This is a genomic window from Brevibacillus choshinensis (assembly GCF_016811915.1).
Classification (GTDB): Bacteria; Bacillota; Bacilli; order Brevibacillales; family Brevibacillaceae; genus Brevibacillus; species Brevibacillus choshinensis_A.
The window spans coordinates 3,797,114-3,819,412 of sequence record NZ_CP069127.1 but is presented as its reverse complement, the minus strand read 5'-3'; the positions used below and the strand labels follow the sequence as shown (position 1 = coordinate 3,819,412).

Below are 22,299 nucleotides of genomic sequence, written 5' to 3'. Positions count from 1 at the left end.
TTGTCAAAGAGAACCCGCCGAAACTGCGAGGTTCTTTCTTTTATTTAAAATGGTGTTTTGCTAGAATCGAAGAGTAGAAGTCGCTGATGAAGAGATGAGGTCCTATGCGTATTGATCAACACGTTTTGCAAAGCTTTTTGCAGGAGGTCAAGGTCGAGAGCCAATCGCCTGATGATCCTGTCGTTGTCTTGCATACACCCTACCCCTGGGAGCTGGTAGGCACAGGAAACTATGCCGCGGTGTTTGCCCATCCGGATTATCCGAGCCTCGTGATCAAGCTGTATGCACCTGGCCGACCAGGCTGGGAACAAGAAGTAGAGGTGTATCGCAAGCTGGGAGAGACCCAGTCCTTTCCGATCTGCTATCATGCGGAAGAAGGTTACCTGATACTCAAACGGATCAATGGCATTTCCTTGTTCGATTGCATTCGCTATGGCATCCCCATCTTGCCGCAAGTGATCGAGGATGTAGAGGAAGCTTTGAAAGAGGCGAGGAAAAAGGGGCTGTTCCCCCATGATGTTCACGGAAAAAACGTGCTGATGGATCAAGGGCGGGGATATTTGATCGACGTCTCGGATTATTATAAAAATATTCCGGACAGTAAATGGAAAGATTTGCGCAAGGCGTATTACCGGATTTACCTTCCGTTTTTGAAAGATCGCGGGTGGAAGTTCCCGCTTTGGGTGCTGGACGCCATTCGAAAAGGCTACCGCTGGTATAAAAAAGGGAAGCGCTTGTTCAAGTAACACTGCTGTGGTAAAATGTACATTTGACATTGATAGGCTGGTCGAGACAGACGAAGGAGGACATCCCATTGTATTATCTCATTGCTGCAGTCATTATCGCGCTTGATCAGTGGACCAAGTCGCTGGTTGTCAAACATATGGAAAGAGGAGAATCCATTCCTCTCCTTGCAGACGTATTTCATCTGACGTCCCATCGCAATATGGGCGCCGCTTTCGGGATTTTGCAAAACCAACGCTGGTTGTTTATCGTAATCACACTTGCGGTCGTGATCGGGATCATTTACTCCCTCATCCGGATCGGCAAAAAGCAGCCGCGTGTATCGCTCGCTCTGTCGCTGGTCCTGGGCGGCGCAGTCGGCAATTTCATCGACCGCGCGACAACAGGGCAGGTCGTAGATTTTCTGGACTTTACGCTGATCAACTTCCCGATTTTCAACGTAGCTGACATGGCCATTACCATTGGTGTGGCGCTGCTCTTGCTCGATGTCCTGCTCGAAGGAAAGAAGAAAGCGCGGTAATGGATTGACGCATTTTCGATGATACTAGCGATAGTTTGGACAGTAATTTGATGAGGAGACTTACATGAACGACACGCAATTGTTTGAACGATATGATTGGACGGTAGATTCGACTGACCACAACGAGCGGATCGACAAATATATCACCACGCAAAACGAGGATTGGTCACGCTCGCAGGTGCAAGCCTGGATCAAGGAAGGGCGTGTCACAGTAAACGGAGAACCCGTAAAAAACAACTACAAGCTGCAGGAAGACGATGAAATCACGCTGCGAGTTCCACCGCCGAAAGAGATGGCCATTCAGCCGGAATCGATGTCACTGGACATTGTGTACGAGGACTCGGACGTGGTTGTCGTCAACAAGCCGCGGGGTCTCGTGGTGCATCCTGCGCCCGGACATTACAGCGGTACGCTGGTAAACGGACTTCTCGCGCACTGCAAGGATTTGTCGGGAATCAATGGCGTACTGCGCCCAGGCATTGTCCACCGGATTGACAAGGACACCTCAGGGCTTTTGATGGTCGCCAAAAATGACAAAGCGCATATGGGGCTCGCCGAACAGCTGAAGGAGCATACGGTCAATCGCAAGTACGTAGCAATCGTTCACGGCGTGATCCCGCACGAGATGGGGACGATCGATGCTCCTATCGGACGCGATCCAAAGAATCGCCAGCAGATGGCGGTTGTTTTCGAGAACAGTAAACCAGCAGTGACGCATTTTATCGTGCTCGAGCGCTACAAGGAGTATACGCTGGTGGAGCTGAAGCTAGAAACTGACCGGACGCATCAGATCCGCGTCCATATGAAGTATATCGGTTACCCGCTCGCAGGCGATCCGAAATATGGTCCGAAGAACACGCTGGAGCTTGACGGACAGGCGCTGCACGCCAAGACGCTTGGCTTCACGCATCCTCGGACAGGGGAGCAGCTGGAATTCGAAGCTCCGATGCCAGGGGATCTGGCAGACATCATCAACTTCCTCAAACAAGCGTAGGGGCGGGGATCCGAATGTTGAAGAAGCTGGCGCATGTGACGCTGTATGTGCGTGACTGCGAAGAGGCACTGCAGTTTTATACAGATAAGCTCGGTTTCGAAAAACGCATGGACTCTCGAATGGATGACGGCTCTCGCTGGCTCACCATTGGGCTGCCAGAGCAGGAGCTCGAAATCGTGCTGCACGATCCTACTGACTGGCACAGCGAAGATGTAGCTCAGCAGATGCTCGCACTCGTGGGGAAAAACCCGATGTGGGTGTGGCAGACGGACGACTTTTATTCGACTTATGAGCAATTTCGTCAAAATGGCGTGACATTCTTGGGGGAGCCTCGGGACGTCATGTACGGGACCGAGGCGGTTTTTACGGATCTTTACGGAAATCAATATTTGCTGCTGCAGACTGTATCCTTCTCGTAGCTACATAAACGACGAAGGAATGGAAAACGCTAGGGAAGATCGATTCACATCATCCTTGGCGTTTTTTCTTTGCCTCATGACGATAGAAACCTGCTGCACACGAACATCGGGAAAAAGGCGTCATGGAGGTTTTCTCATATCCATTTCCATGATGAGGAGGAGAAGCTTATGCGTAAAAGATGGAGAGCATGGACGAATGTCATGAGCATCGTAGTCATGCTTGCTGCAGGGGGAGGGCAGGTGTGTGCGAAGGAACAGTCCGATCAGCCTGCACGAGTAAGTAGAAGCGGCATTCCTGCCAAGATAGCCTTTACCCGTGAGAATAATCTGTGGCTGCTGGATGCTCGGCTCCCGGGTGCGAAGCCGCAGCAAGTCGAGAAGGATGGCCTGGCGCAAATCGTAGGGTGGTCAGCAAATGGGGAATGGCTGCTGTTCATGAAGTACAAAGGGAGCGATACGTATTCGGCACCGGGCTTCTTATGGGCAGTCAAGGCAGATGGAAGCGGGGCCTTTCAGGTAGATGACCGTCCTATCATGGATCAGCCCAAATGGTCACCTGCGGACCTGAAGATCGCTTATTTCGTGCAGACCGGGAGTACAGAAGATCCCAAGTCCTCCTTTGTGATCAAGGAAATCAAGCACAATCAGGCGGATGTGGTACATACGGCAAAGGAAGTCGATTTCGTTGATTTTTCCTGGATGCCGGATGGAAAGCAGCTTCTCGTATCGACAGCAGCGGCGAAAGATCGCGCCATGACTTTGGTTGTGCGTGATTTGACAGGGAAAACGGTCTCGACGTATCCCATTGCCGCGCCGCCAAATGTAGAGGAAGGCATCTACGCGTGGGCAGCGCGAGCGATGGCCATCTCCCCGGACGGCGCTCACGTCGGGTACTATTTGCAGTACAACTCTGCTTCCTTGTCAGCGGATGGGGTTCCCATTGGGCTGTTTGACATGAGTCATCCTGACAAGAAACCGGTAGAGCTGGGGACGGGACTGATCCATCCCCAATGGCTCCGCTGGTCGCCGGATGGCAAACAGCTTGCATTTATCGATGGGACTGATCGCATGGCGACCTATAACAAGCACTTGAAGCTGGCTGATCCGAGCGGCAAGGTCGTATCGGCTAGCCCGCAGGACAGCGTGGACACGATGCCCACGTGGACGACTGCAGCCCCGTATTCTCTGTTCTTCACTCGAGGGAAAGGAACGGAATATCACTATGATCCACAAAAAGTGATGGTACCCGGTCAACGGATCTGGCGGCAGGAAGCAGGAGCGCCAGCCAAGCAGGTGACACAAGGCACGGTGCAGACAGCCGACTATTTCCCATCACCATCGCCTGACGGGAAGCAGCTCCTCTTTGTGCGGGCCGATCGGGCGCAGAAGGGTTCCCTAATCTTGGCGGCGCAGGGGAAAGAAACCGAAATACTCAGCGATGTGATCGGCGATATCGGGTATTATGGCAGCTATCTTCCGCCTTGGATCAGCGTGTATTGGGTCAGTGAACCAACAGCTGCGAGCTTGTCGAAGTAATGAGCAAAGATAAAAAAGGACGAGGCAGGTTCATAAAGTGATAGACAGGCAGTAGACGCTAAGTTAACGGAGAGGACGTTTTGCTATTGCGACAGCCAAGTGGGGATTATCCCCTCCAAGGCTGTCGCTTTTTTTGTTCTTACTGGAGTGAATCAATTGCTTTATCATCCCTTGGGCAGATACCTCAATGAAAACGGAGTAAAACAACAGTCAACGTGGTTTGACTTTTACCGTATTGGAATCAACTTATGACTACGAATTGAATATAAATAAATTCGCAGTAAACGAATCTCAATTAAAGGACATCATCTTCGAAACGATCGTTGATGAGTCATTCAAGATAAAGATAGATTGAGGCAAGGGAAGGAGGAGGAAGTGTGCTAAGAAGTTGGGCCCACGTCTTTCATAAAAATGGTTTGCTGCTCAATTTCCCTCCTCCGGGGTGTCCCATGATTTTCCCCGGACCGATACCAACTGTATCTCCTTGCCATCCTTGCCCGACGGGAGCCACAGGGGCCACCGGAGCAACTGGAGCAACGGGAGCAGCGGGAGCCACAGGGGCCACCGGAGTAACTGGAGCCACAGGTACCACAGGAACCACGGGAGCAGCAGGAGCATCAGGAACCACGGGAGCCACCGGAGAGACGGGAACCACAGGAGCCACAGGAGCCACTGGGGCAACGGGAACAACGGGAGAGACGGGAGCCACCGGACCAACCGGAGCCACTGGGGCAACGGGAACAACGGGAGAGACGGGAGCCACCGGGGCAACGGGAGTAACGGGAGAGACGGGAGCCACTGGGGCAACGGGAGTAACGGGAGAGACGGGAGCCACCGGAACAACGGGAGCCACTGGGGCAACTGGAACAACTGGAGAGACGGGAGCCACCGGAACAACCGGAGCCACTGGAGCCACCGGAGAGACGGGAACCACCGGAACCACCGGAACCACCGGAATAACCGGAGTCACTGGAGCGACGGGAGCCACCGGACCAACCGGAGTCACTGGAGCCACGGGAGCCACCGGACCAACCGGAGCCACTGGAGCCACGGGAGAGACGGGAGCCACCGGACCAACCGGAGCCACTGGGGCAACGGGAACAACGGGAGAGACGGGAGCCACCGGAGCGACAGGAACTACTGGGGCAACGGGAGCCACCGGAACCACCGGAACCACCGGAACCACCGGAATAACCGGAGTCACTGGAGAGACGGGAGAGACGGGAGCCACCGGACCAACCGGAGCCACTGGGGCAACGGGAACGACGGGATCAACGGGAACCACCGGACCAACCGGACCAACCGGACCAACCGGACCAACCGGACCAACCGGACCAACCGGACCAACCGGACCAACTGGATCAACGGGAGCCACCGGATCGACAGGAGCCACCGGAACAACTGGGTCAACAGGAGCCACCGGAACAACTGGGTCAACGGGAGCCACCGGATCAACGGGAGCCACCGGATCGACAGGAGCCACCGGAACAACTGGGTCAACAGGAGCCACCGGAACAACTGGGTCAACGGGAGCCACCGGATCAACGGGAGCCACCGGATCGACAGGAGCCACCGGACCAACCGGAGCTACCGGATCAACTGGAGCAACGGGAGAGACGGGACCGACGGGAACAACCGGAGCCACCGGATCAACAGGAACCACTGGATCGACAGGAGCCACCGGATCAACAGGAACCACGGGAGCAACGGGAGCAACGGGAGCAACAGGCGCCACAGGCGCCACAGGCGCGACAGGAACCACCGGATCGACGGGAACCTCAGGAGCCACCGGAGCGACCGGACCAACAGGCGCAACAGGACCGACAGGCGCGACAGGACCAACAGGAACAACGGGAGCAACAAGCGCAACAGGCGCGACAGGCGCGACAGGAGCCACCGGATCGACGGGGACCACGGGAGCCACCGGACCAACAGGAACCACTGGAGCGACGGGAGCAACAGGCGCGACAGGCGCGACAGGAACCACCGGAGCAACAGGAGCAACAGGCGCGACAGGAGCCACCGGATCGACGGGAGCCACCGGAGCCACCGGACCATCAGGAACCACGGGAGCGACGGGACCAACAGGAACCACGGGAGCGACGGGAGCAACGGGAGCAACGGGCTCCACAGGCGCGACAGGCGCGACAGGAACTACCGGAGCAACAGGAGCAACAGGCGCGACAGGAGCCACCGGAGCCACCGGAGCGACGGGACCAACAGGAACCACGGGAGCAACGGGAGCAACGGGCTCCACAGGCGCGACAGGAACCACCGGATCAACAGGAACCACGGGAGCAACAGGATCAACAGGAGCAACAGGAGCAACAGGAGCGACGGGAACCACGGGAGCAACGGGAGCAACGGGAACCACTGGCACGACTGGCACGACTGGAACCACTGGCACCACAGGTAGCACTGGTCCGACTGGTCCGACTGTCACTACTGCATATGGGTATTTCTTTAATAGAGGAGCACAGACTGTCAACGCAGGCACAGATGTTAGTTTCAGTACGAATGGCCCAAGTTCGGGAGGGGTCACACATGTTGCTGGAACGGCTCCAGTTACTGTGGCAGTTGCAGGCGATTATTTGGTTTTATTTGAAGTTACAACCGGTATGCAGCCCAGCACGGATTCTATCGCTTATGGAGTGGTTGTAAATGGAGTCGTGCAGGCCTCTACCATTTTCGGACAGCAAAGCGTTGGAAACGAAATAGCCCTAACCCTTGTTGGTTCGGCTATTCTCACTCTCCCAGCGGCAGCTACGCTTACTTTACGAAATGTGGGTGCAACTCCTGATATCCTGGTTACTACGCTGGATGGCCAAACCATCGTTAATGCTTCGATCAGGCTTGTTAAAGTGAGCCCTTAACATCCATAAGCAACTCGACAATGTCCCATGATTTACCCTTTCATATCAACGTTTGTCCAGAGCATATGGATGTAAAGCAACATGGATTTCACAAGATGGAGGGGCCTATTTTGATGAGCATAAGCCTATGCATGATTGTGAAAAACGAGGAGGACTGCATCGCACGATGTTTGTCCTCCGTTCAAGATATGATGGAAGAAATTATCATCGTCGACACGGGTTCAACAGATCGTACGAAGCAAATATGCACGCAATACACGACGAAATTATATGATTTTGAATGGATGGACGACTTCGCGGCAGCTCGTAATTATTCCTTCAGTTTGGCAAGCATGGATTACATTTTTTGGCTTGATGCTGATGACATCCTAAAGCCTGAAGACCAGCTGAAGCTCCGTATGTTAAAAAACACGCTCGATCACTCCTATGATTCGATATCCATGGAGTATCAACTCGCGTTTGATGAATACGGTAATGTAGTTTCGAGCCTCCGACGAAACCGGTTGGTAAAACGTCAAAATGGCTTCAGATGGGTGGGCCCCATTCACGAGTATCTGGAAGTCGGGGGAACATTTTTGAAAGTGATATAGCTATTATCCACAACCCCCGTCCCCATTTCTGTGATCGCAATTTACGGATTTACGAAAAACGATTGGCTGCAGGGGAGATCTTTACACCTCGTGACATTTTCTATTATGCAAATGAACTGAAAGACCACAAAATATACGATCGGGCGATTTATTACTATGAAAAATTTCTGCAATCAGGGAAGGGATGGTTGGAAGATAACGTTTCGGCATGTGACCGCCTTGCTGATTGCTACCATGAAATTCGGGATTATGAACAGGAGATTGCGTGGATCCTTCGTTCCTTCTTATTTGATCGGCCACGTGCTCAACAGTGCTGCAGACTGGGCTATTATTTTCTCGAGAAGGGCCAATACAAGGCTGCGAGTTATTGGTATGAGACAGCCATTGCGAGTCGTAACGATTATTCCTGGGGAATAGCGAATCATGCTTGTTCGACATGGCTTCCTCACTTGCAATTATGTGTTTGTTACGACCGGTTGGGAGAATACGAGCGTGCGTATGAACACAATGAGAAGGCGCGGGAATACAGGCCCGATGATGAAAAAATCTTACATAATAAAAAGTACCTGGAGTCTAAGTTATCCATCACGAACGATGGAGAAATTTCGACGGAGGAAAAAAGAGGATGAACAGAAGGCGCATACTCATCGGAAGCCCAGTGCACCAAGAACCGGAGATCTTGCGTCTTTTTTTGGAGAGCTTGCTTGCTTTGAATAAGGAGAGCGTAGAGCTGCATTTCCTATTTATTGATGATAATGAAAAAAGCAACTCAAGCGAGATGCTGCGATCCTTTAGGGAGAACAACCTGCACGTCGAGATTATCGAAGCGAATTCCGGTGATCTCTATATACGGGACGAAGCGACGCACTACTGGAGTGAATCATTGATTTGGAAAGTGGCTGAATTTAAAAACGAAATCATTCGACGTGCATTGAACGGCAGCTATGATTATTTGTTTCTAATCGACTCAGATGTGCTCGTACACCCACAAACAATCGAGCATTTGGTAAAAAAACAGAAGGATATCGTTGCAGAGATTTTTTGGACACGGTGGCAGCCTGAAGCCACTCCTCAGCCGCAAGTTTGGTTAAAGGATGTTTACACGCAATACGAGCAAGAACGTGGTGAGAATGTTACCGAAGCAGAAAAAGAAGCAAGGTATACAGCATTTCTCTCGCAATTGAAAAAACCTGGGATCTATGAAGTTGGTGGTTTAGGGGCCTGTACACTCATCAGCCGAAAGGTACTATTAGCTGGCGTCCATTTTTCTCAAATAAAGAATTTATCCTTTTGGGGTGAAGACCGTCATTTTTGCATACGCGCAGCTGCCTTTGGATTTTCTCTATTTGTGGATACGGAATATCCTGCATTTCACATATATCGAAAATCAGATTTGGCTAAAGCTGAACAGTTCATGCAAGATTTTCGTAAAAACCAGCATAATCGCCCAATTCAGGCACGAGAAGTTCTGGGTTTCCCGTGGGGCGCTTACATTCCGAAGCGACCCCAAATAACGTTATCGATGGTTGTAAAAAATGAAGCGAATCGATATCTGAAAAAAGCACTGATTCAGCACCGAGCTTACATCGATAACGCCGTAATCATAGACGACGGGAGTAGGGATGACACAGTCGAGGTCTGCCGGGAACTCCTCAAAGGCATTCCCCTTCGCATAATCAGAAATGAAGTATCGAAGTTCACCAATGAAATCGAATTGAGAAGACAACAATGGGAAGAAACGATCAAAACCAATCCAGAGTGGATATTAAATTTGGATGCAGACGAACTTTTTGAGGAGAGATTCAAAACAGAAGTAAACGACTTGATTTCTCGAAAGGACATTGATCTGTATAATTTTCGCCTTTTTGATTTCTGGAATGAGACCCATTACCGTGAAGACTCGTATTGGTGCGCTCACTTTACATACCGCCCCTTCCTTCTTCGCTATCGTCCGCACTTTGAATACCGCTGGAAAGTAGCCCCCCAACATTGTGGACGGTTTCCGGAGAATATCTTTCAACTTCCCAATACGATTTCCCCAATACGATTGAAACATTACGGTTGGGCAAAATGGGAAGATCGATTGGAGAAATATGAGCGCTTTTTAAGCCTGGATCCAGAGGCAAAATTCGGGTGGCGCGAACAATACTTGTCTATACTCGACGATTGTCCAAACCTCGTTCCATGGGTTGAAGAAGAAAGGGAGGGATCTCCTGCGTGAGGATCATATACCCACCGACGATTCACTGGGAAGGATGGCTTGTATTTCAGAGGCCCCAGCAATTAATGAGGGCATTCGCCTCTCTTGGCCACAGAGCCATTTTTCAAGAGTATGGTCGAAATTCAGGGGGAACGTATTACCAAGATCAAGTTCACATTACGGAAGCTGAAGCAAACCTAGATCCGACTGATGATTTTACGGTGCTATGGGTGACACATGCTCCTCATTATCGATTAAAAGAAACGTATCGCGCTGATTTCTTGGTATTTGATTACATCGACGAAGCAACGGATGAGTTTGCTGTATGGAATAATAGTGATTTGTATGACGCGATGCAAAAAGCTGATTTAATTACAGTTGTGAGCAGGCGATTATTGCAGATTGTCTCAAAGCTATACCCGGAGAAACCTGTTCTCTTGCTGCCGAATGCAGCAGAATTAGATCATTTCGGTAAATCGAAGTTGTTATCAATCCCGGATGACATGCAGGCGATCAATCCACCCATTATCGGTTTCATGGGGTCGATTGCTCAGTGGCTGGACGTAAACTTGCTGCAGGAGATGGCAAAACTTCGTCCCGAATGGTCATTCGTCATGGTAGGGCCTGATTATATTGGGTTAGAATCGGAGCTGCGGACCATTCAAAACATTTATTTTCTAGGCCGAAAATCATATCAAGAACTTCCTCGCTATGTTGGCCATTTTTCCATTGGAATGATACCGTTCACTGTTAAGGATATGACGCATAGCAGTTCGCCGATAAAGATGTATGAATATTTGGCTGCTGGAATTCCTGTTATTTCAACAGCGATTCGCGAAGCAGTCCAATGCCCATTTGTCGAAACGGCTTTGTCCGCTTCTGAATGGATTAAGAAGATCGAACAACTATTGGAGGCTCCCTATATGGAAGAGGAGATAGCCCTTTTTCTTAGGCAGCATTCATGGGAGAATCGGGCGAAAACGGCCGTGCAGACCATTTCTCGACTAATCGTTGAGGAGAAAGGCAGCGATTCTCGTGAAGAAGCAAATGCAATGAACAGTAAAGCGTATTGGAATAACCGATTTCAGACAGACTGGGAACTCCTGCATGGAAAGAAACAAACCAGATTCTTTGCTCAAATAACCATACAGAACCTCCCTCCCGCCTTGCTGCAAGATATCCGTCTTCATCGTTACACGATAGCAGATATCGGATGTGCGGAAGGTGATGGTCTGGAATTACTCTCCTACGCTTTTCAAAACAATCGATTGACAGGGATTGATCTCTCGCCAATCGCCATAGAAAAGGCATCCACGCAATATCCTCGCATTCAATTTTTAGAACGTGACATTTTTCAGCTTGATGAAGAAGTAATGTTTGACGTTGTGTATACTTCCAACATTCTTGAGCATTTTTCTGATCCGCATAAGGTCATGGAGGAAATGGCGAAACATACACGTCAAGTATTGATCGTGTTAGTGCCATTTCAAGAGCACCCGTTATCAAAAGAACATGTTTATCGTTTCGATTACGAGGACTTTCCTTATGCAATCAATCATTTTCATCTAGACACTTTGCAAGTCATTGATTGCTCGAAAATGGACTATACTTATTGGTACGGAAAGCAAATGCTTGCAGTCTACAGATAAATCATGACCAATTTAATGGATTCGAATGAGGGAAAGGCGAGACCACCAACTTTTCCTTTTGCTTGTCCATACGCTCTCTGAACAAATAGGGAAATGGAGCTGCCAAAGACGCTTTATTTTTAGTGTAAGTAAACGCGGAGATGGGTTTGAATAAAATTCTTTATAAAAATTGTCCCGTTTTCCGTTGACAGCCGCCCCGATTCGTGACATAATCCTACATGACGAATGGAACCTTTAAATCCAGTCCAGTGAGGCTGGCAAGGGCACGGAATCGACACGACAGCTAAAAAGCGGGCAAGCTTTCCTGCGCTGATGCTGTCATGTCCAGTGGCTTCTTGTCTCCTGACAAGAAGCCTTTTTTCTTGAGTCCACAGTTCCCGTCGAGGGGGGTAATCAGATGATTAGCAAAAGTGTCATCATGGACGAAGCGGCTATCCGCCGCGCACTCACACGAATCGCTCACGAAATCATCGAGCGGAACAAGGGTGTGGAAGATTGCATCATCGTAGGAATCAAGACGAGAGGGATTTACCTCGCGCAGCGTCTGGTGGAGCGGATCGAACTGATCGAGAATGTAAAGGTGCCGGTCGGTGAGCTGGACATTACGTTCTATCGGGATGACCTGCAGCACAAGTCAGAAGATGCAGTCCTGCAGGGCTCTCAGCTTCCCGATCAGATTACAGGCAAAACGGTCATTCTGGTAGACGATGTGCTCTACACAGGACGCACGGTACGAGCGGCACTGGACGCACTGATCGATAACGGACGACCACGCATGATTCAGCTGGCCGTACTGGTTGATCGCGGACATCGTGAACTGCCGATCCGACCAGACTTTGTGGGTAAAAACGTACCGACTGCACGAACGGAGATTGTCGATGTGCAGCTCGCTGAGGTAGATATGATGGACATCGTCTCCATCAGGCAGCTCCTCTAAAGATAACTGAATGACACCTCTTTAAAAACGATCCCGTGAGGTCGGCAAGAGGCAGTACACTTCCCATGTCCATGGAGAAGGTAGCCTCTTTGTGCCTGCGCAAAGAGGCTTTTTGTTTGAATGTGGCAGAATCAAAGAAACACAGGGGGAACCTATAGATGAGCCAGAAAAATTTCATCGATGTAAACGAAACGCCCGAACTGAAAAAATTATTGCCATTATCCATCCAACACTTATTCGCCATGTTCGGCTCGACGGTTCTCGTACCGATCCTGACCGGGCTGGATCCAGCTACAGCGCTGTTTACGAGCGGGCTCGGCACGCTCCTGTTCCTGTGGATCACGAAAGGGAAGCTCCCCAACTACCTGGGCTCCTCCTTTGCTTTCATCGGACCGATCATCGCAGTCACAGCATCACATGGAGTCGGGACCGCCTTGCTCGGATGTTTCCTCTCCGGTCTGGTCTACATCATCGTGGCAGCCATCGTGAAAAAGGCCGGTGTGAAATGGATTGATAAAGTACTGCCGCCAGTCGTGATCGCTTCTGTCATCGTAGTCATCGGTTTGAGCCTTGCGGGTGTAGCCGTAGACATGGCAACAAAGGTAACGGTAGATGGACAATCGCAACTGTCCCTGACTTCCATCGAGATTTCCTTGGTCACCATGATCGTCACCATCCTGGCTGCAGTCATGCTCCGCGGTTTCCTGGGTCTGATCCCGATTCTGATCGGTATCATCGTAGGCTATGTTTACACGCTTTTGCGTCACCCGGATTTGATCGACTTGAAAAAAGTAGCGGACGCACCATGGATTGTCGGTATTGGAGAAATGTTTACGACACACTTCAAGTTCGGCGAGGTAACAGCAGCGATGGGGAATCCAACCGCATGGATTGCGGCGCTGGTGATCGCACCGGTCGCGTTCGTGACGCTGGCCGAGCATTTGGGACACCTTCTGGTAACGAGCAAAGTAATGGACCGCGATCTGATGAAAGATCCTGGCTTGCACCGCAGCTTGCTGGGTGACGGTATCGCTACCTCGCTCGCAGCTTTCATCGGTGGGCCTCCAGCGACGACGTACGGCGAAAACATCGGGGTCCTCGCAATTACTCGCGTATTCAGTAAAATGGTAATCGGCCTCGCAGCAGTCCTGGCCATCCTGTTCGCCTTCATCGGCAAAATCAGCACGCTCTTGATGAGCATCCCGACCCCGGTTTTGGGCGGCGTATCCATCATCCTGTTCGGGATCATCGCGGCACAAGGCCTGCGGATGTACGTGGAGAACAAAGTGGACTTCGCCAACAAGCGCAACATGGTGCTGGCAGCAGCGATCCTGGTAACCGGTATCGGCGGCTACAAAATCAGCTTTGCAGGTACAGGCATTCCTTTCCTGAATGACTTGACCATCGACAATATCGCATTCGCTACCTTCCTCGGAATCATCCTGCACGTGATATTGCCAGGCAAGGAATCCGCGATGGGCGAAGTGCACAATGAACAATCGTAAAAGAAAGTGACGTTCCCATTCCTTTAAATCCAGTCCTGAGAGGCTGGCAAGGCAAAGAACGCTGTTTCCCCTGCGCAAAAAACGGGGGAGGACATCCAGCAGCTTCTTGTCTCGCCAGCCACGACGGCTACGCGAAGGCAAGAAGCTTTTTCTTTCATCACATCAGATAAAACGGAGGGATTCACGATGAACAACACGGGTCACCTGATTGGCTTGAAAGACATGACAAAAGAACAGATTGTACGGCTGCTGGACCGCTCCGCCTACTGGGCGAATCGCCCTGCTGAGCAGGCTGAGGTCCTGAGGGGACGGTTTGTCGCCAATCTGTTCTTCGAGGCCAGCACTCGGACGCGCTTTTCCTTTGAGGTCGCTCAAAAGCGTCTGGGGGCACACGTGTTAAACTTCATTCCTGAAACCTCCTCAGCAGTGAAGGGTGAGACCGTCTACGACACGATCCGAACGCTGGAAGCGATGGGCGTGGAAGCAGCGGTGATCCGCACGAAAAAAGAAGGATTGCTGCAAGAGCTGGCTGGAAGCGTGGACCTCAGGCTGATCAATGCGGGTGATGGAACCAATGAGCATCCCACCCAATGCTTGCTCGACCTCTTGACCATGAAGCAGCAGTTTGGACGCCTGGAAGGGCTGACAGTCGCGATCATCGGCGACCTGCGCCACAGCCGAGTGCTCGGCTCACATCTGCATGCGATGCCGAAGCTGGGTATGAATCTGCTTCTCTCCGGACCTGCGAGCATGATGCCGCAGCCGGCGCAAATCCCGAATGGCGTCAAGGTCGTGGGTATCGATGAAGCGATCCAGACCGCGGATGTCGTCATGATGCTGCGGGTGCAGCTGGAGCGCCATAGCGAATCCCTGTACATCTCCAAGGAAGAATATCATCAGGCGCACGGCTTGACCCTGGAGAGAGCAAAAGCGATGAAGCCGAATGCGGTCATCATGCACCCTGCTCCAGTCAACCGAGGAGTAGAAATTCATACGGATCTGGTTGAATCCAGCACTTCACTGATCCAAAAACAAGTAACCAACGGAGTCGCAGCGAGAATGGCTGTGCTAGAAACTCTACTGAAAGGGAGCGAATTGAAATGGGAACCATCCTTGGTAACGGCAAACTACTAAATCATGCGGGGGAATTGATCCCGGTAGAAATATTGGTGGAAGACGGGCGAATCGTGGCGATGGGAGAATCCATTCCACAGGGCGCCCATGAGTGGGTAGATTGCAAAGGCGGTTTAATCAGTGCCGGTCTCATCGATGTGCACGTGCATTTGCGGGAGCCGGGCTTTGAACATAAAGAAACGATCGAAACAGGTGCGAAGGCAGCGGCACGCGGCGGCTTCACAACGATCTGCTGCATGCCAAACACTCGTCCTTCCATTGATAGCGTCGAGACAGTCACCTACATCCTCGACAAAGCACGTGAAGCAGGCATGGCACGCGTCATTCCGTACGGTGCGATCACGGTAAGACAGCTGGGCAAAGAGCTGACCGACTTCACGGGATTGAAGGAAGCAGGCATCTTCGCACTGACGGACGATGGGGTGGGAGTCCAATCCACGGCGATGATGAAAAAGGCGATGCAAGCAGCAAAAGAGCTGGGCATCTCCATTGTCGCTCACTGCGAGGATGACGACCTCTTGATCCCGGGCGCTGCCCTGCACGACGGAGAAGTGGCCAAACGCCACGGACTTCCGGGCATTCCATCTGAGTCCGAGTCCATCCATGTAGGACGCGACATTCTGCTGGCTGAGCAGACAGGGGTTCACTACCACGTCTGCCACATCAGCGCAAAGGAATCCGTCAGATTGGTTCGCGACGGCAAACGCGCAGGAGTCAACGTGACCTGCGAGGTAACCCCGCACCACCTACTCTTGTGCGATGAAGATATTCCAGAGAACCTGGACACCAATTGGAAGATGAACCCGCCGCTGCGCTCCCGCGAAGACCGTGCGGCACTGATCGCAGGTCTGAAAGACGGCACGATCGATATGATCGCGACAGACCACGCGCCGCACACAGCGGAAGAGAAAGCGAACGGAATGGCACGCGCTCCATTCGGAATCGTGGGCTCTGAAACGGCGTTCCCGCTGCTCTACACCCACTTTGTCCAAACAGGCGAGCTCACGCTGAAAGAACTGGTCGACCTCTTGACCATCAAGCCAGCAGCCGCATTCGGACTGCCTTACGGACGATTGGAAGTTGGCGCTGTAGCAGACCTGACTGTCATCGATCTGGAGACGGAGAAGAAAATAGACCCAGCCACGTTTGCAAGCAAGGGAACGAATACACCGTTTGCTGGATGGGATTGCAAAGGTTGGCCGGTCATGACCATGGTAGAAGGCAAAATCGTACATCAAGACGTGTAAGAGCCGGGCAAAAAAGGCTGCTCAGAGGTATCGTGCGCGGATAATGAAGGAGGAACATAGATGCGAGCAAGACTGATCTTGGAAGACGGAACAGAGTTTATCGGAGAAGCGTTTGGCGCTGCGAAAGAGACGTACGGAGAAGTGGTGTTCAATACCGGACTGACAGGTTATCAAGAGGTGCTGTCTGACCCATCCTACTGCGGTCAGATCGTGACCATGACATACCCGCTGATCGGGAACTACGGAATCAACCGTGATGACTTTGAAGCGGTCAGACCGTACATCCACGGCTTCGTGGTACGCGAACATTGCGATATGCCAAGCAACTGGCGCAATACCAATACACTCGATGAACTGCTGAAAACGTACGATATCCCGGGAATCAGCGGCGTGGACACGCGGATGCTGACGAGAAAGATCCGTTACCACGGCACGATGAAGGGCATGATCACCACGAGCGCTGCACCGCTTGCAGAACTGGTGGCAGCACTCCAATCTACGACCCTCATGACCGATCAAGTACCGCGCGTATCCACCAAAAGCATATTTTCCTGCCCGGGTACCGGACATCGCGTGGCGCTGGTCGACTTCGGCTCCAAGCACGGCATTTTGCGCGAGCTGACCAAACGAAATTGTGACGTGGTAGTCGTTCCGTACAATGTGACAGCAGAAGAGATTCGCCGGATTCAACCGGACGGCATCCTGTTGTCCAACGGCCCTGGGGATCCGAAAGACGTCCCGCAAGCCATCGAAATGATCAAAGGCATCCTCGGAGAGTATCCGCTCTTCGGAATCTGCCTGGGTCACCAGCTGTTCGCACTGGCATCTGGTGCGGACACCATGAAGATGAAATTTGGCCACCGCGGCGGAAATCACCCAGTGAAAGAGCTGCCGACTGGACGCACATACATTACTTCACAGAATCACAGCTATGCCGTAAAAGAAGAATCGCTGAACGGCACGGAGCTGGAAATCACCCACATCGCTTTGAATGACGGCACGGTAGAAGGGCTGCGCAACGCGGCAAAGAGAGCGTTCTCCGTGCAGTATCACCCGGAAGCGGCTCCAGGCCCTTACGACTCCGGATACTTGTTCGACCAATTTCTAGCGATGCTCGAAACCGCCAAGGAGGAGAAAAACTATGCCAAAACACGATAACCTCAAAAAAATCCTCGTCATCGGTTCCGGTCCGATTGTGATCGGGCAAGCTGCTGAGTTTGACTACGCAGGAACCCAAGCTTGCGAAGCATTGAAAGAAGAGGGCATGGAAGTCGTCCTGATCAACTCCAACCCGGCGACGATCATGACCGACACCAACATGGCGGACAAAGTGTACATCGAGCCGATCACACCTGAATTCGTAGCCCGCGTCATCCGCCAGGAAAAACCGGATGGTCTGCTGCCGACGCTCGGTGGTCAGACAGGCTTGAACATGGCGGTTGCCCTGGCAGAGCAAGGCGTGCTGGAGCAAGAAAACGTAAAACTGCTCGGAACCAAGCTGGAATCGATCAAGCAAGCGGAAGACCGCGAGCTGTTCCGCTCCCTGATGAACGAATTGGGCGAGCCGGTACCGGAATCCGTGATCGTCAGCACCGTAGAAGAAGCGGTTGATTTCGCAAATGAGATCGGCTACCCAATCATCGTGCGCCCTGCCTACACATTGGGCGGTACAGGCGGCGGAATTTGCGACGACGAAGAAAGTCTCCGCGAGATCGTAGCGAGCGGATTGAAATATTCTCCGATCACCCAATGCCTGATCGAGAAAAGCATCGCGGGCATGAAAGAGATCGAATACGAAGTCATGCGCGATGCGAACGACAACTGCATCGTGGTATGCAACATGGAAAACATCGATCCGGTAGGCGTGCATACAGGTGACTCCATCGTAGTGGCGCCAAGCCAAACACTCTCGGACCGCGAATACCAAATGCTGCGCTCCTCCGCGCTGAACATCATCCGCGCGCTGGGCATCGAGGGCGGCTGCAACGTGCAATACGCACTCGACCCGCACAGCTTCCAATACTACGTGATTGAAGTGAACCCGCGTGTGAGCCGTTCCTCGGCCCTGGCATCCAAAGCGACGGGCTACCCGATCGCGAAAATGGCAGCCAAAATCGCCATCGGCTACACATTGGATGAACTGAAGAACCCGGTAACCGGACAGACGTACGCGTGCTTCGAGCCAACCCTCGACTACGTGGTAAGCAAGATCCCGCGCTGGCCATTTGACAAATTCCAGTCGGCGAACCGCAAGCTGGGCACACAAATGAAGGCAACCGGTGAAGTCATGGCAATCGGACGTACCTTTGAAGAGTCGATCATGAAAGCAATCCGCTCTCTGGAAATCGGTTCGTACCATATGGAGATCAAAGGCGCATCCGAGATCGGTGCGGATGAGCTGAAAGCACGCCTGGTAGCAGCAGACGACGAGCGCCTGTTCCTGCTGGCAGAGGCACTGCGTCGCGGCTGGACGATCGATGAGCTGCACGATCTGACCAAGATCGACCTTTTCTTCCTGCACAAGTTCCACAAGATGGTTGCCTTTGAAGCAGAGCTGGCAAAAGGCTTGACGACGGAAAAGCTGTACGAAGCAAAACGCATGGGCTTTACGGATCGCAAAATTGCGGAGCTCTCCGGCCAAACAGAAGAAGCAGTTCGCGAAGAGCGCAGAAAGAACGGATTCATCCCTGTATACAAAATGGTAGATACATGCGCGGCGGAGTTCGAAGCGCAGACGCCATACTACTATTCCAGCTACGAAACCGAGAATGAGCGCATCGAGACAGGCAAAAAGCGGGTAGTCGTGCTGGGCTCCGGTCCAATCCGGATCGGCCAAGGGATCGAATTCGACTACGCAACCGTTCACGCAGTATGGGCTCTGAAAGAAGCGGGCTACGAAGCGGTCATCATCAACAACAATCCGGAAACCGTTTCGACCGACTTCAACACCTCTGACCGACTGTACTTCGAGCCGCTGTACATCGAAGACGTGATGAACATTCTGGATGCAGAAAAACCGGAGGGCGTCATCGTGCAGTTCGGCGGACAGACCGCGATCAATCTGGCTGACAAACTGGCGGCGCGCGGCATCAAGATCCTCGGTACGAGCCTGGAAAACATCGATGCGGCAGAAAACCGCGAGAAGTTCGAAGCTCTGCTGCGTGGTCTGGAAATCGCGCAGCCACCTGGAAAAACAGTAACCTCCGTTGAACAAGCGGTAGTAGCGGCAGAAGGACTGGGCTTCCCGGTACTGGTACGCCCGTCTTATGTCCTGGGCGGACGTGCGATGGAGATCGTCTACAACCAGCCTGAGCTTTTGGAGTACATGGAAAAGGCAGTAAAAGTAAACCCGGATCACCCGGTTCTCGTCGACCGCTATATGGTGGGTGTCGAGGCGGAAGTCGATGCCATCTGCGATGGAGAAAACGTCCTGATCCCAGGCATCATGGAGCATATCGAACGCGCAGGGGTCCACTCCGGCGACTCGATCGCGGTGTACCCGCCGCAATCGCTCTCTCAGGCGATCAAGGATGAACTGATCGAGATGACGACGAAGCTGGCTCGCGCGCTGCAAATCAAGGGTCTTTTGAACATCCAGTTCGTGATCTACCAGGACCGTCCGTACGTGATCGAAGTCAACCCGCGTTCGTCCCGAACCGTGCCGTTCCTCTCCAAAGTAACGGGCATCCCTATGGCGAACATCGCGACCAAAGCGATTCTCGGACACTCGATCATCGATCAAGGCTTCACGCCTGGCTATCATCCGGAGGAAGAAATGGTCTCTGTCAAAGTGCCGGTGTTCTCCTTTGCGAAGCTGCGCCGCGTAGACATCACACTCGGACCGGAAATGAAATCGACCGGAGAAGTGATGGGACGCGAGAGCACGCTGGCAAAAGCTCTTTACAAAGGTCTCGTCGCTGCGGGCATGAACATCCCGACGAAGGGAGCCCTGCTCGTAACAGTGGCAGACAAAGACAAGGAAGAGGCACTCGGCATCGTCAAACGCTTCCGTCACCTAGGCTTCAAGCTACTGGCGACAGCTGGCACCGCTGATTATCTGGAGCAGGCAGGCTTGCCGGTGACACGTGTCAACAAGCTGTCCGAAGGCACTCCAAATCTGCTGGACATGATCCACAAAGGCGAAGCCAACATCGTGCTCAATACCCTGACAAAAGGCAAAACACCACAGCGTGACGGCTTCCGCATTCGCCGTGAAGCAGTGGAAAACGGCGCTGTATGCCTGACTTCCCTGGATACGGCATCTGCCCTGCTGCACGTGCTGGAAACCATCACCTTCTCGACAGAAGCGATGCCAGCGCAGCGCGCCGGTGCGAAAGTGGCTGTAACCGTCTAACGTTCAAACAAAACAGATCGGGATAGAAAGAGGAGAGTAGTGTGCAACCACAATCCATTGATGTAAGAGAGCGCATGATCGTTGCGCTCGACTTTTCCACACTGGAAGAAATCAAGCAGTGCCTGGAGCCCTTGGAAGGGCGCATCCGCTATGTGAAAGTAGGCATGGAGCTGTCCTACGCAGAAGGGCCGGCGATCGTCCATTATCTGAAGGAGAGAGGCCTGAAGGTGTTTCTCGACCTGAAGGTGCACGATATCCCGAATACGGCAAGAGGAGCCATGAAGAGCCTTGCGAGACTGGGGGCCGATATGGTGAATGTCCACGCGGCTGGCGGAGTGGCAATGATGGAAGCCGCGAGAGAAGGATTGGAGCAGGGGACAGCGGCAGGCTCTCCCCGCCCGATTCTGATCGGAGTGACCATGCTCACCTCCACGAGCTTGAAGACGATGAACGAACAGATTGCGCTTCCAGGCACCGTTGAAGACGTGGTCGTACACTACGCAATGATGACGAAGCAAGCGGGACTGGATGGAGTGGTCGCTTCTCCGCTCGAGGTTCCTATGATCAAGAAGGCGGCGGGCGAATCCTTCCTGACGGTAACGCCAGGGATTCGTCCTCTAGGATCGGATAAAGGAGACCAAACACGCATTACCACACCAGAGCAGGCAATTAGACTGGGAAGCGATTACCTCGTGATCGGGCGTGCCATCACAGCGGCAAAAGATCCGGCTGCAACCTGGGAAAGCATCGTTTCTGCTGTGGAAGCCGACCGCCTGTAATATACGAATCTGGAGGAATTGGAAATGATGACGATGACAACTGCCAAAGAAATTGCTGCAAGCTTGTTGGAAATTGGTGCGGTTCACTTGCGACCTGAACAGCCTTTTACGTGGACTTCCGGGATCAAGTCCCCGATTTATTGCGACAACCGGATCACCATGTCTCATCCAAACGTCCGCCGGCAGATCGCACGCAGCTTTGCCGAGACCATTCGGGCGCAATTTCCGGATGCGCAGGTCGTAGCTGGGACGGCGACAGCCGGAATCCCGCATGCGGCATGGGTAGCGGAAGTGCTGGATTTGCCCATGATCTACGTGCGTGACAAGGCAAAAGGGCATGGCCGCCAAAATCAGATCGAGGGATCACTCTCTGCCGGACAAAAAGTAGTCGTGATCGAGGACCTGATTTCCACAGGAGGCAGCTCCCTCAAAGCCGCTCAGGCCGTTGCGGCGGAAGGCGGAGAAGTGCTCGGCGTTGTAGCCATCTTCAGCTACCAGTTCCCGGACGCGGAAGCTCTATTTGCGGAAGCAGGTATTCCATGCACGACTCTATCCCAGTACACCGCGTTGCTGGAAGCGGCTACGGAAAGAGGCGTGATCACCGCTGACCAAGAAAAATTCCTAAGCGACTGGCGCAAGGCTCCTCGGACATTCTTTGAATAACAGCTTGTGAAACAACAATGGAGTGAACGTGCAGATTGCGTTCACTCCTCTTATGCGATGTAAGAAATTCTTACATGAAATGATTGGTTTTTGATCAAAAAGAAGCCTGAATAGAGGCGATTTGATGCGATTCTTGTCGGTAGAAACAAATCTTG

Annotated in this window: 16 protein-coding genes and 1 pseudogene; 16 read left to right on the top strand and 1 reads right to left on the bottom strand. The window is 52.4% G+C overall.

Annotated features, from left to right (window positions below; genetic code table 11):
• The first annotated feature begins 104 nt into the window (after positions 1-104).
• From JNE38_RS19215 to JNE38_RS19195, 5 genes are all read left to right on the top strand, one after another.
• Entirely contained in the window at positions 105-746 is a 642-nt protein-coding gene (locus JNE38_RS19215; RefSeq protein WP_203255223.1) for a serine/threonine protein kinase, read from the top strand.
• Between the two features lie 32 nt (positions 747-778).
• A complete protein-coding gene (lspA, locus tag JNE38_RS19210; protein ID WP_203357646.1) occupies positions 779-1,264 on the top strand; it encodes a signal peptidase II in 486 nt (161 codons plus the stop codon).
• Positions 1,265-1,328: 64 nt separating this feature from the next.
• Positions 1,329-2,258 carry an RluA family pseudouridine synthase gene (locus JNE38_RS19205; protein WP_203255222.1) on the top strand — a complete coding sequence of 310 codons (930 nt, stop codon included), beginning with the start codon at positions 1,329-1,331 and terminating at the stop codon, positions 2,256-2,258.
• 14 nt (positions 2,259-2,272) lie between these two features.
• A complete protein-coding gene (locus JNE38_RS19200) occupies positions 2,273-2,677 on the top strand; it encodes a VOC family protein (protein WP_203255221.1) in 405 nt (134 codons plus the stop codon).
• A 168-nt stretch (positions 2,678-2,845) separates the two neighbouring features.
• A complete protein-coding gene (locus tag JNE38_RS19195) occupies positions 2,846-4,213 on the top strand; it encodes a TolB family protein (RefSeq protein WP_203255220.1) in 1,368 nt (455 codons plus the stop codon).
• A gap of 403 nt (positions 4,214-4,616) precedes the next feature.
• Here JNE38_RS19195 and JNE38_RS30725 read toward each other — a convergent pair whose 3' ends face one another.
• On the bottom strand, positions 4,617-6,620 hold the full coding sequence (locus JNE38_RS30725; protein ID WP_238933376.1) for a hypothetical protein: 2,004 nt from the start codon (positions 6,618-6,620) through the stop codon (positions 4,617-4,619).
• Positions 6,621-7,196: 576 nt separating this feature from the next.
• On the opposite strand from JNE38_RS30725, the pseudogene JNE38_RS19185 reads away from it, so the two are divergent.
• From JNE38_RS19185 to pyrE, 11 genes and pseudogenes are all read left to right on the top strand, one after another.
• Positions 7,197-8,305: pseudogene (locus tag JNE38_RS19185) on the top strand (tetratricopeptide repeat-containing glycosyltransferase family 2 protein).
• On the top strand, positions 8,302-9,897 hold the full coding sequence (locus JNE38_RS19180) for a glycosyltransferase family 2 protein (RefSeq protein ID WP_203255219.1): 1,596 nt from the start codon (positions 8,302-8,304) through the stop codon (positions 9,895-9,897). The pseudogene JNE38_RS19185 and the gene JNE38_RS19180 overlap by 4 nt, the downstream one beginning before the upstream one ends.
• On the top strand, positions 9,894-11,525 hold the full coding sequence (locus tag JNE38_RS19175) for a methyltransferase domain-containing protein (RefSeq protein WP_203255218.1): 1,632 nt from the start codon (positions 9,894-9,896) through the stop codon (positions 11,523-11,525). Before JNE38_RS19180 ends, JNE38_RS19175 begins: the two co-directional genes overlap by 4 nt.
• A 397-nt stretch (positions 11,526-11,922) precedes the next feature.
• Entirely contained in the window at positions 11,923-12,462 is a 540-nt protein-coding gene (gene pyrR / locus JNE38_RS19170) for a bifunctional pyr operon transcriptional regulator/uracil phosphoribosyltransferase PyrR (RefSeq protein WP_203255217.1), read from the top strand.
• Positions 12,463-12,620: 158 nt separating this feature from the next.
• Positions 12,621-13,967: a solute carrier family 23 protein gene (locus JNE38_RS19165; protein WP_203255216.1), complete on the top strand. Its 1,347-nt coding sequence runs from the start codon at positions 12,621-12,623 to the stop codon at positions 13,965-13,967.
• Between the two features lie 186 nt (positions 13,968-14,153).
• Positions 14,154-15,101 carry an aspartate carbamoyltransferase catalytic subunit gene (locus JNE38_RS19160; RefSeq protein ID WP_203255215.1) on the top strand — a complete coding sequence of 316 codons (948 nt, stop codon included), beginning with the start codon at positions 14,154-14,156 and terminating at the stop codon, positions 15,099-15,101.
• Positions 15,068-16,348, top strand: a complete 1,281-nt coding sequence (locus JNE38_RS19155) for a dihydroorotase (RefSeq protein WP_203255214.1) — start codon at positions 15,068-15,070, stop codon at positions 16,346-16,348. The genes JNE38_RS19160 and JNE38_RS19155 overlap by 34 nt, the downstream gene beginning before the upstream one ends.
• A 60-nt stretch (positions 16,349-16,408) precedes the next feature.
• Positions 16,409-17,506, top strand: a complete 1,098-nt coding sequence (locus JNE38_RS19150; RefSeq protein WP_203255213.1) for a carbamoyl phosphate synthase small subunit — start codon at positions 16,409-16,411, stop codon at positions 17,504-17,506.
• Positions 17,490-20,702 carry a carbamoyl-phosphate synthase large subunit gene (gene carB, locus JNE38_RS19145; protein WP_203255212.1) on the top strand — a complete coding sequence of 1,071 codons (3,213 nt, stop codon included), beginning with the start codon at positions 17,490-17,492 and terminating at the stop codon, positions 20,700-20,702. Before JNE38_RS19150 ends, carB begins: the two co-directional genes overlap by 17 nt.
• Positions 20,703-20,743: 41 nt before the next feature.
• The gene (gene pyrF, locus JNE38_RS19140; protein ID WP_275296591.1) at positions 20,744-21,481 is read left to right on the top strand and encodes an orotidine-5'-phosphate decarboxylase; all 738 of its coding nucleotides are present in this window, start codon (positions 20,744-20,746) and stop codon (positions 21,479-21,481) included.
• 24 nt (positions 21,482-21,505) lie between these two features.
• The gene (gene pyrE / locus JNE38_RS19135; RefSeq protein WP_203255211.1) at positions 21,506-22,144 is read left to right on the top strand and encodes an orotate phosphoribosyltransferase; all 639 of its coding nucleotides are present in this window, start codon (positions 21,506-21,508) and stop codon (positions 22,142-22,144) included.
• Positions 22,145-22,299: the final 155 nt, after the last annotated feature.

Bases quoted from the DNA above. Each gene is read 5' to 3' on its own strand.
- JNE38_RS19215 (WP_203255223.1), top strand. From the start codon at position 105: ATGCGTATTGATCAACACGTTTTGCAAAGCTTTTTGCAGGAGGTCAAG.
- JNE38_RS19205 (WP_203255222.1), top strand. From the start codon at position 1,329: ATGAACGACACGCAATTGTTTGAACGATATGATTGGACGGTAGATTCG.
- JNE38_RS19200 (WP_203255221.1), top strand. From the start codon at position 2,273: ATGTTGAAGAAGCTGGCGCATGTGACGCTGTATGTGCGTGACTGCGAA.
- JNE38_RS19195 (WP_203255220.1), top strand. From the start codon at position 2,846: ATGCGTAAAAGATGGAGAGCATGGACGAATGTCATGAGCATCGTAGTC.
- JNE38_RS19180 (WP_203255219.1), top strand. From the start codon at position 8,302: ATGAACAGAAGGCGCATACTCATCGGAAGCCCAGTGCACCAAGAACCG.
- pyrR (WP_203255217.1), top strand. From the start codon at position 11,923: ATGATTAGCAAAAGTGTCATCATGGACGAAGCGGCTATCCGCCGCGCA.
- JNE38_RS19165 (WP_203255216.1), top strand. From the start codon at position 12,621: ATGAGCCAGAAAAATTTCATCGATGTAAACGAAACGCCCGAACTGAAA.
- JNE38_RS19160 (WP_203255215.1), top strand. From the start codon at position 14,154: ATGAACAACACGGGTCACCTGATTGGCTTGAAAGACATGACAAAAGAA.
- JNE38_RS19155 (WP_203255214.1), top strand. From the start codon at position 15,068: ATGGGAACCATCCTTGGTAACGGCAAACTACTAAATCATGCGGGGGAA.
- JNE38_RS19150 (WP_203255213.1), top strand. From the start codon at position 16,409: ATGCGAGCAAGACTGATCTTGGAAGACGGAACAGAGTTTATCGGAGAA.
- carB (WP_203255212.1), top strand. From the start codon at position 17,490: ATGCCAAAACACGATAACCTCAAAAAAATCCTCGTCATCGGTTCCGGT.
- pyrE (WP_203255211.1), top strand. From the start codon at position 21,506: ATGATGACGATGACAACTGCCAAAGAAATTGCTGCAAGCTTGTTGGAA.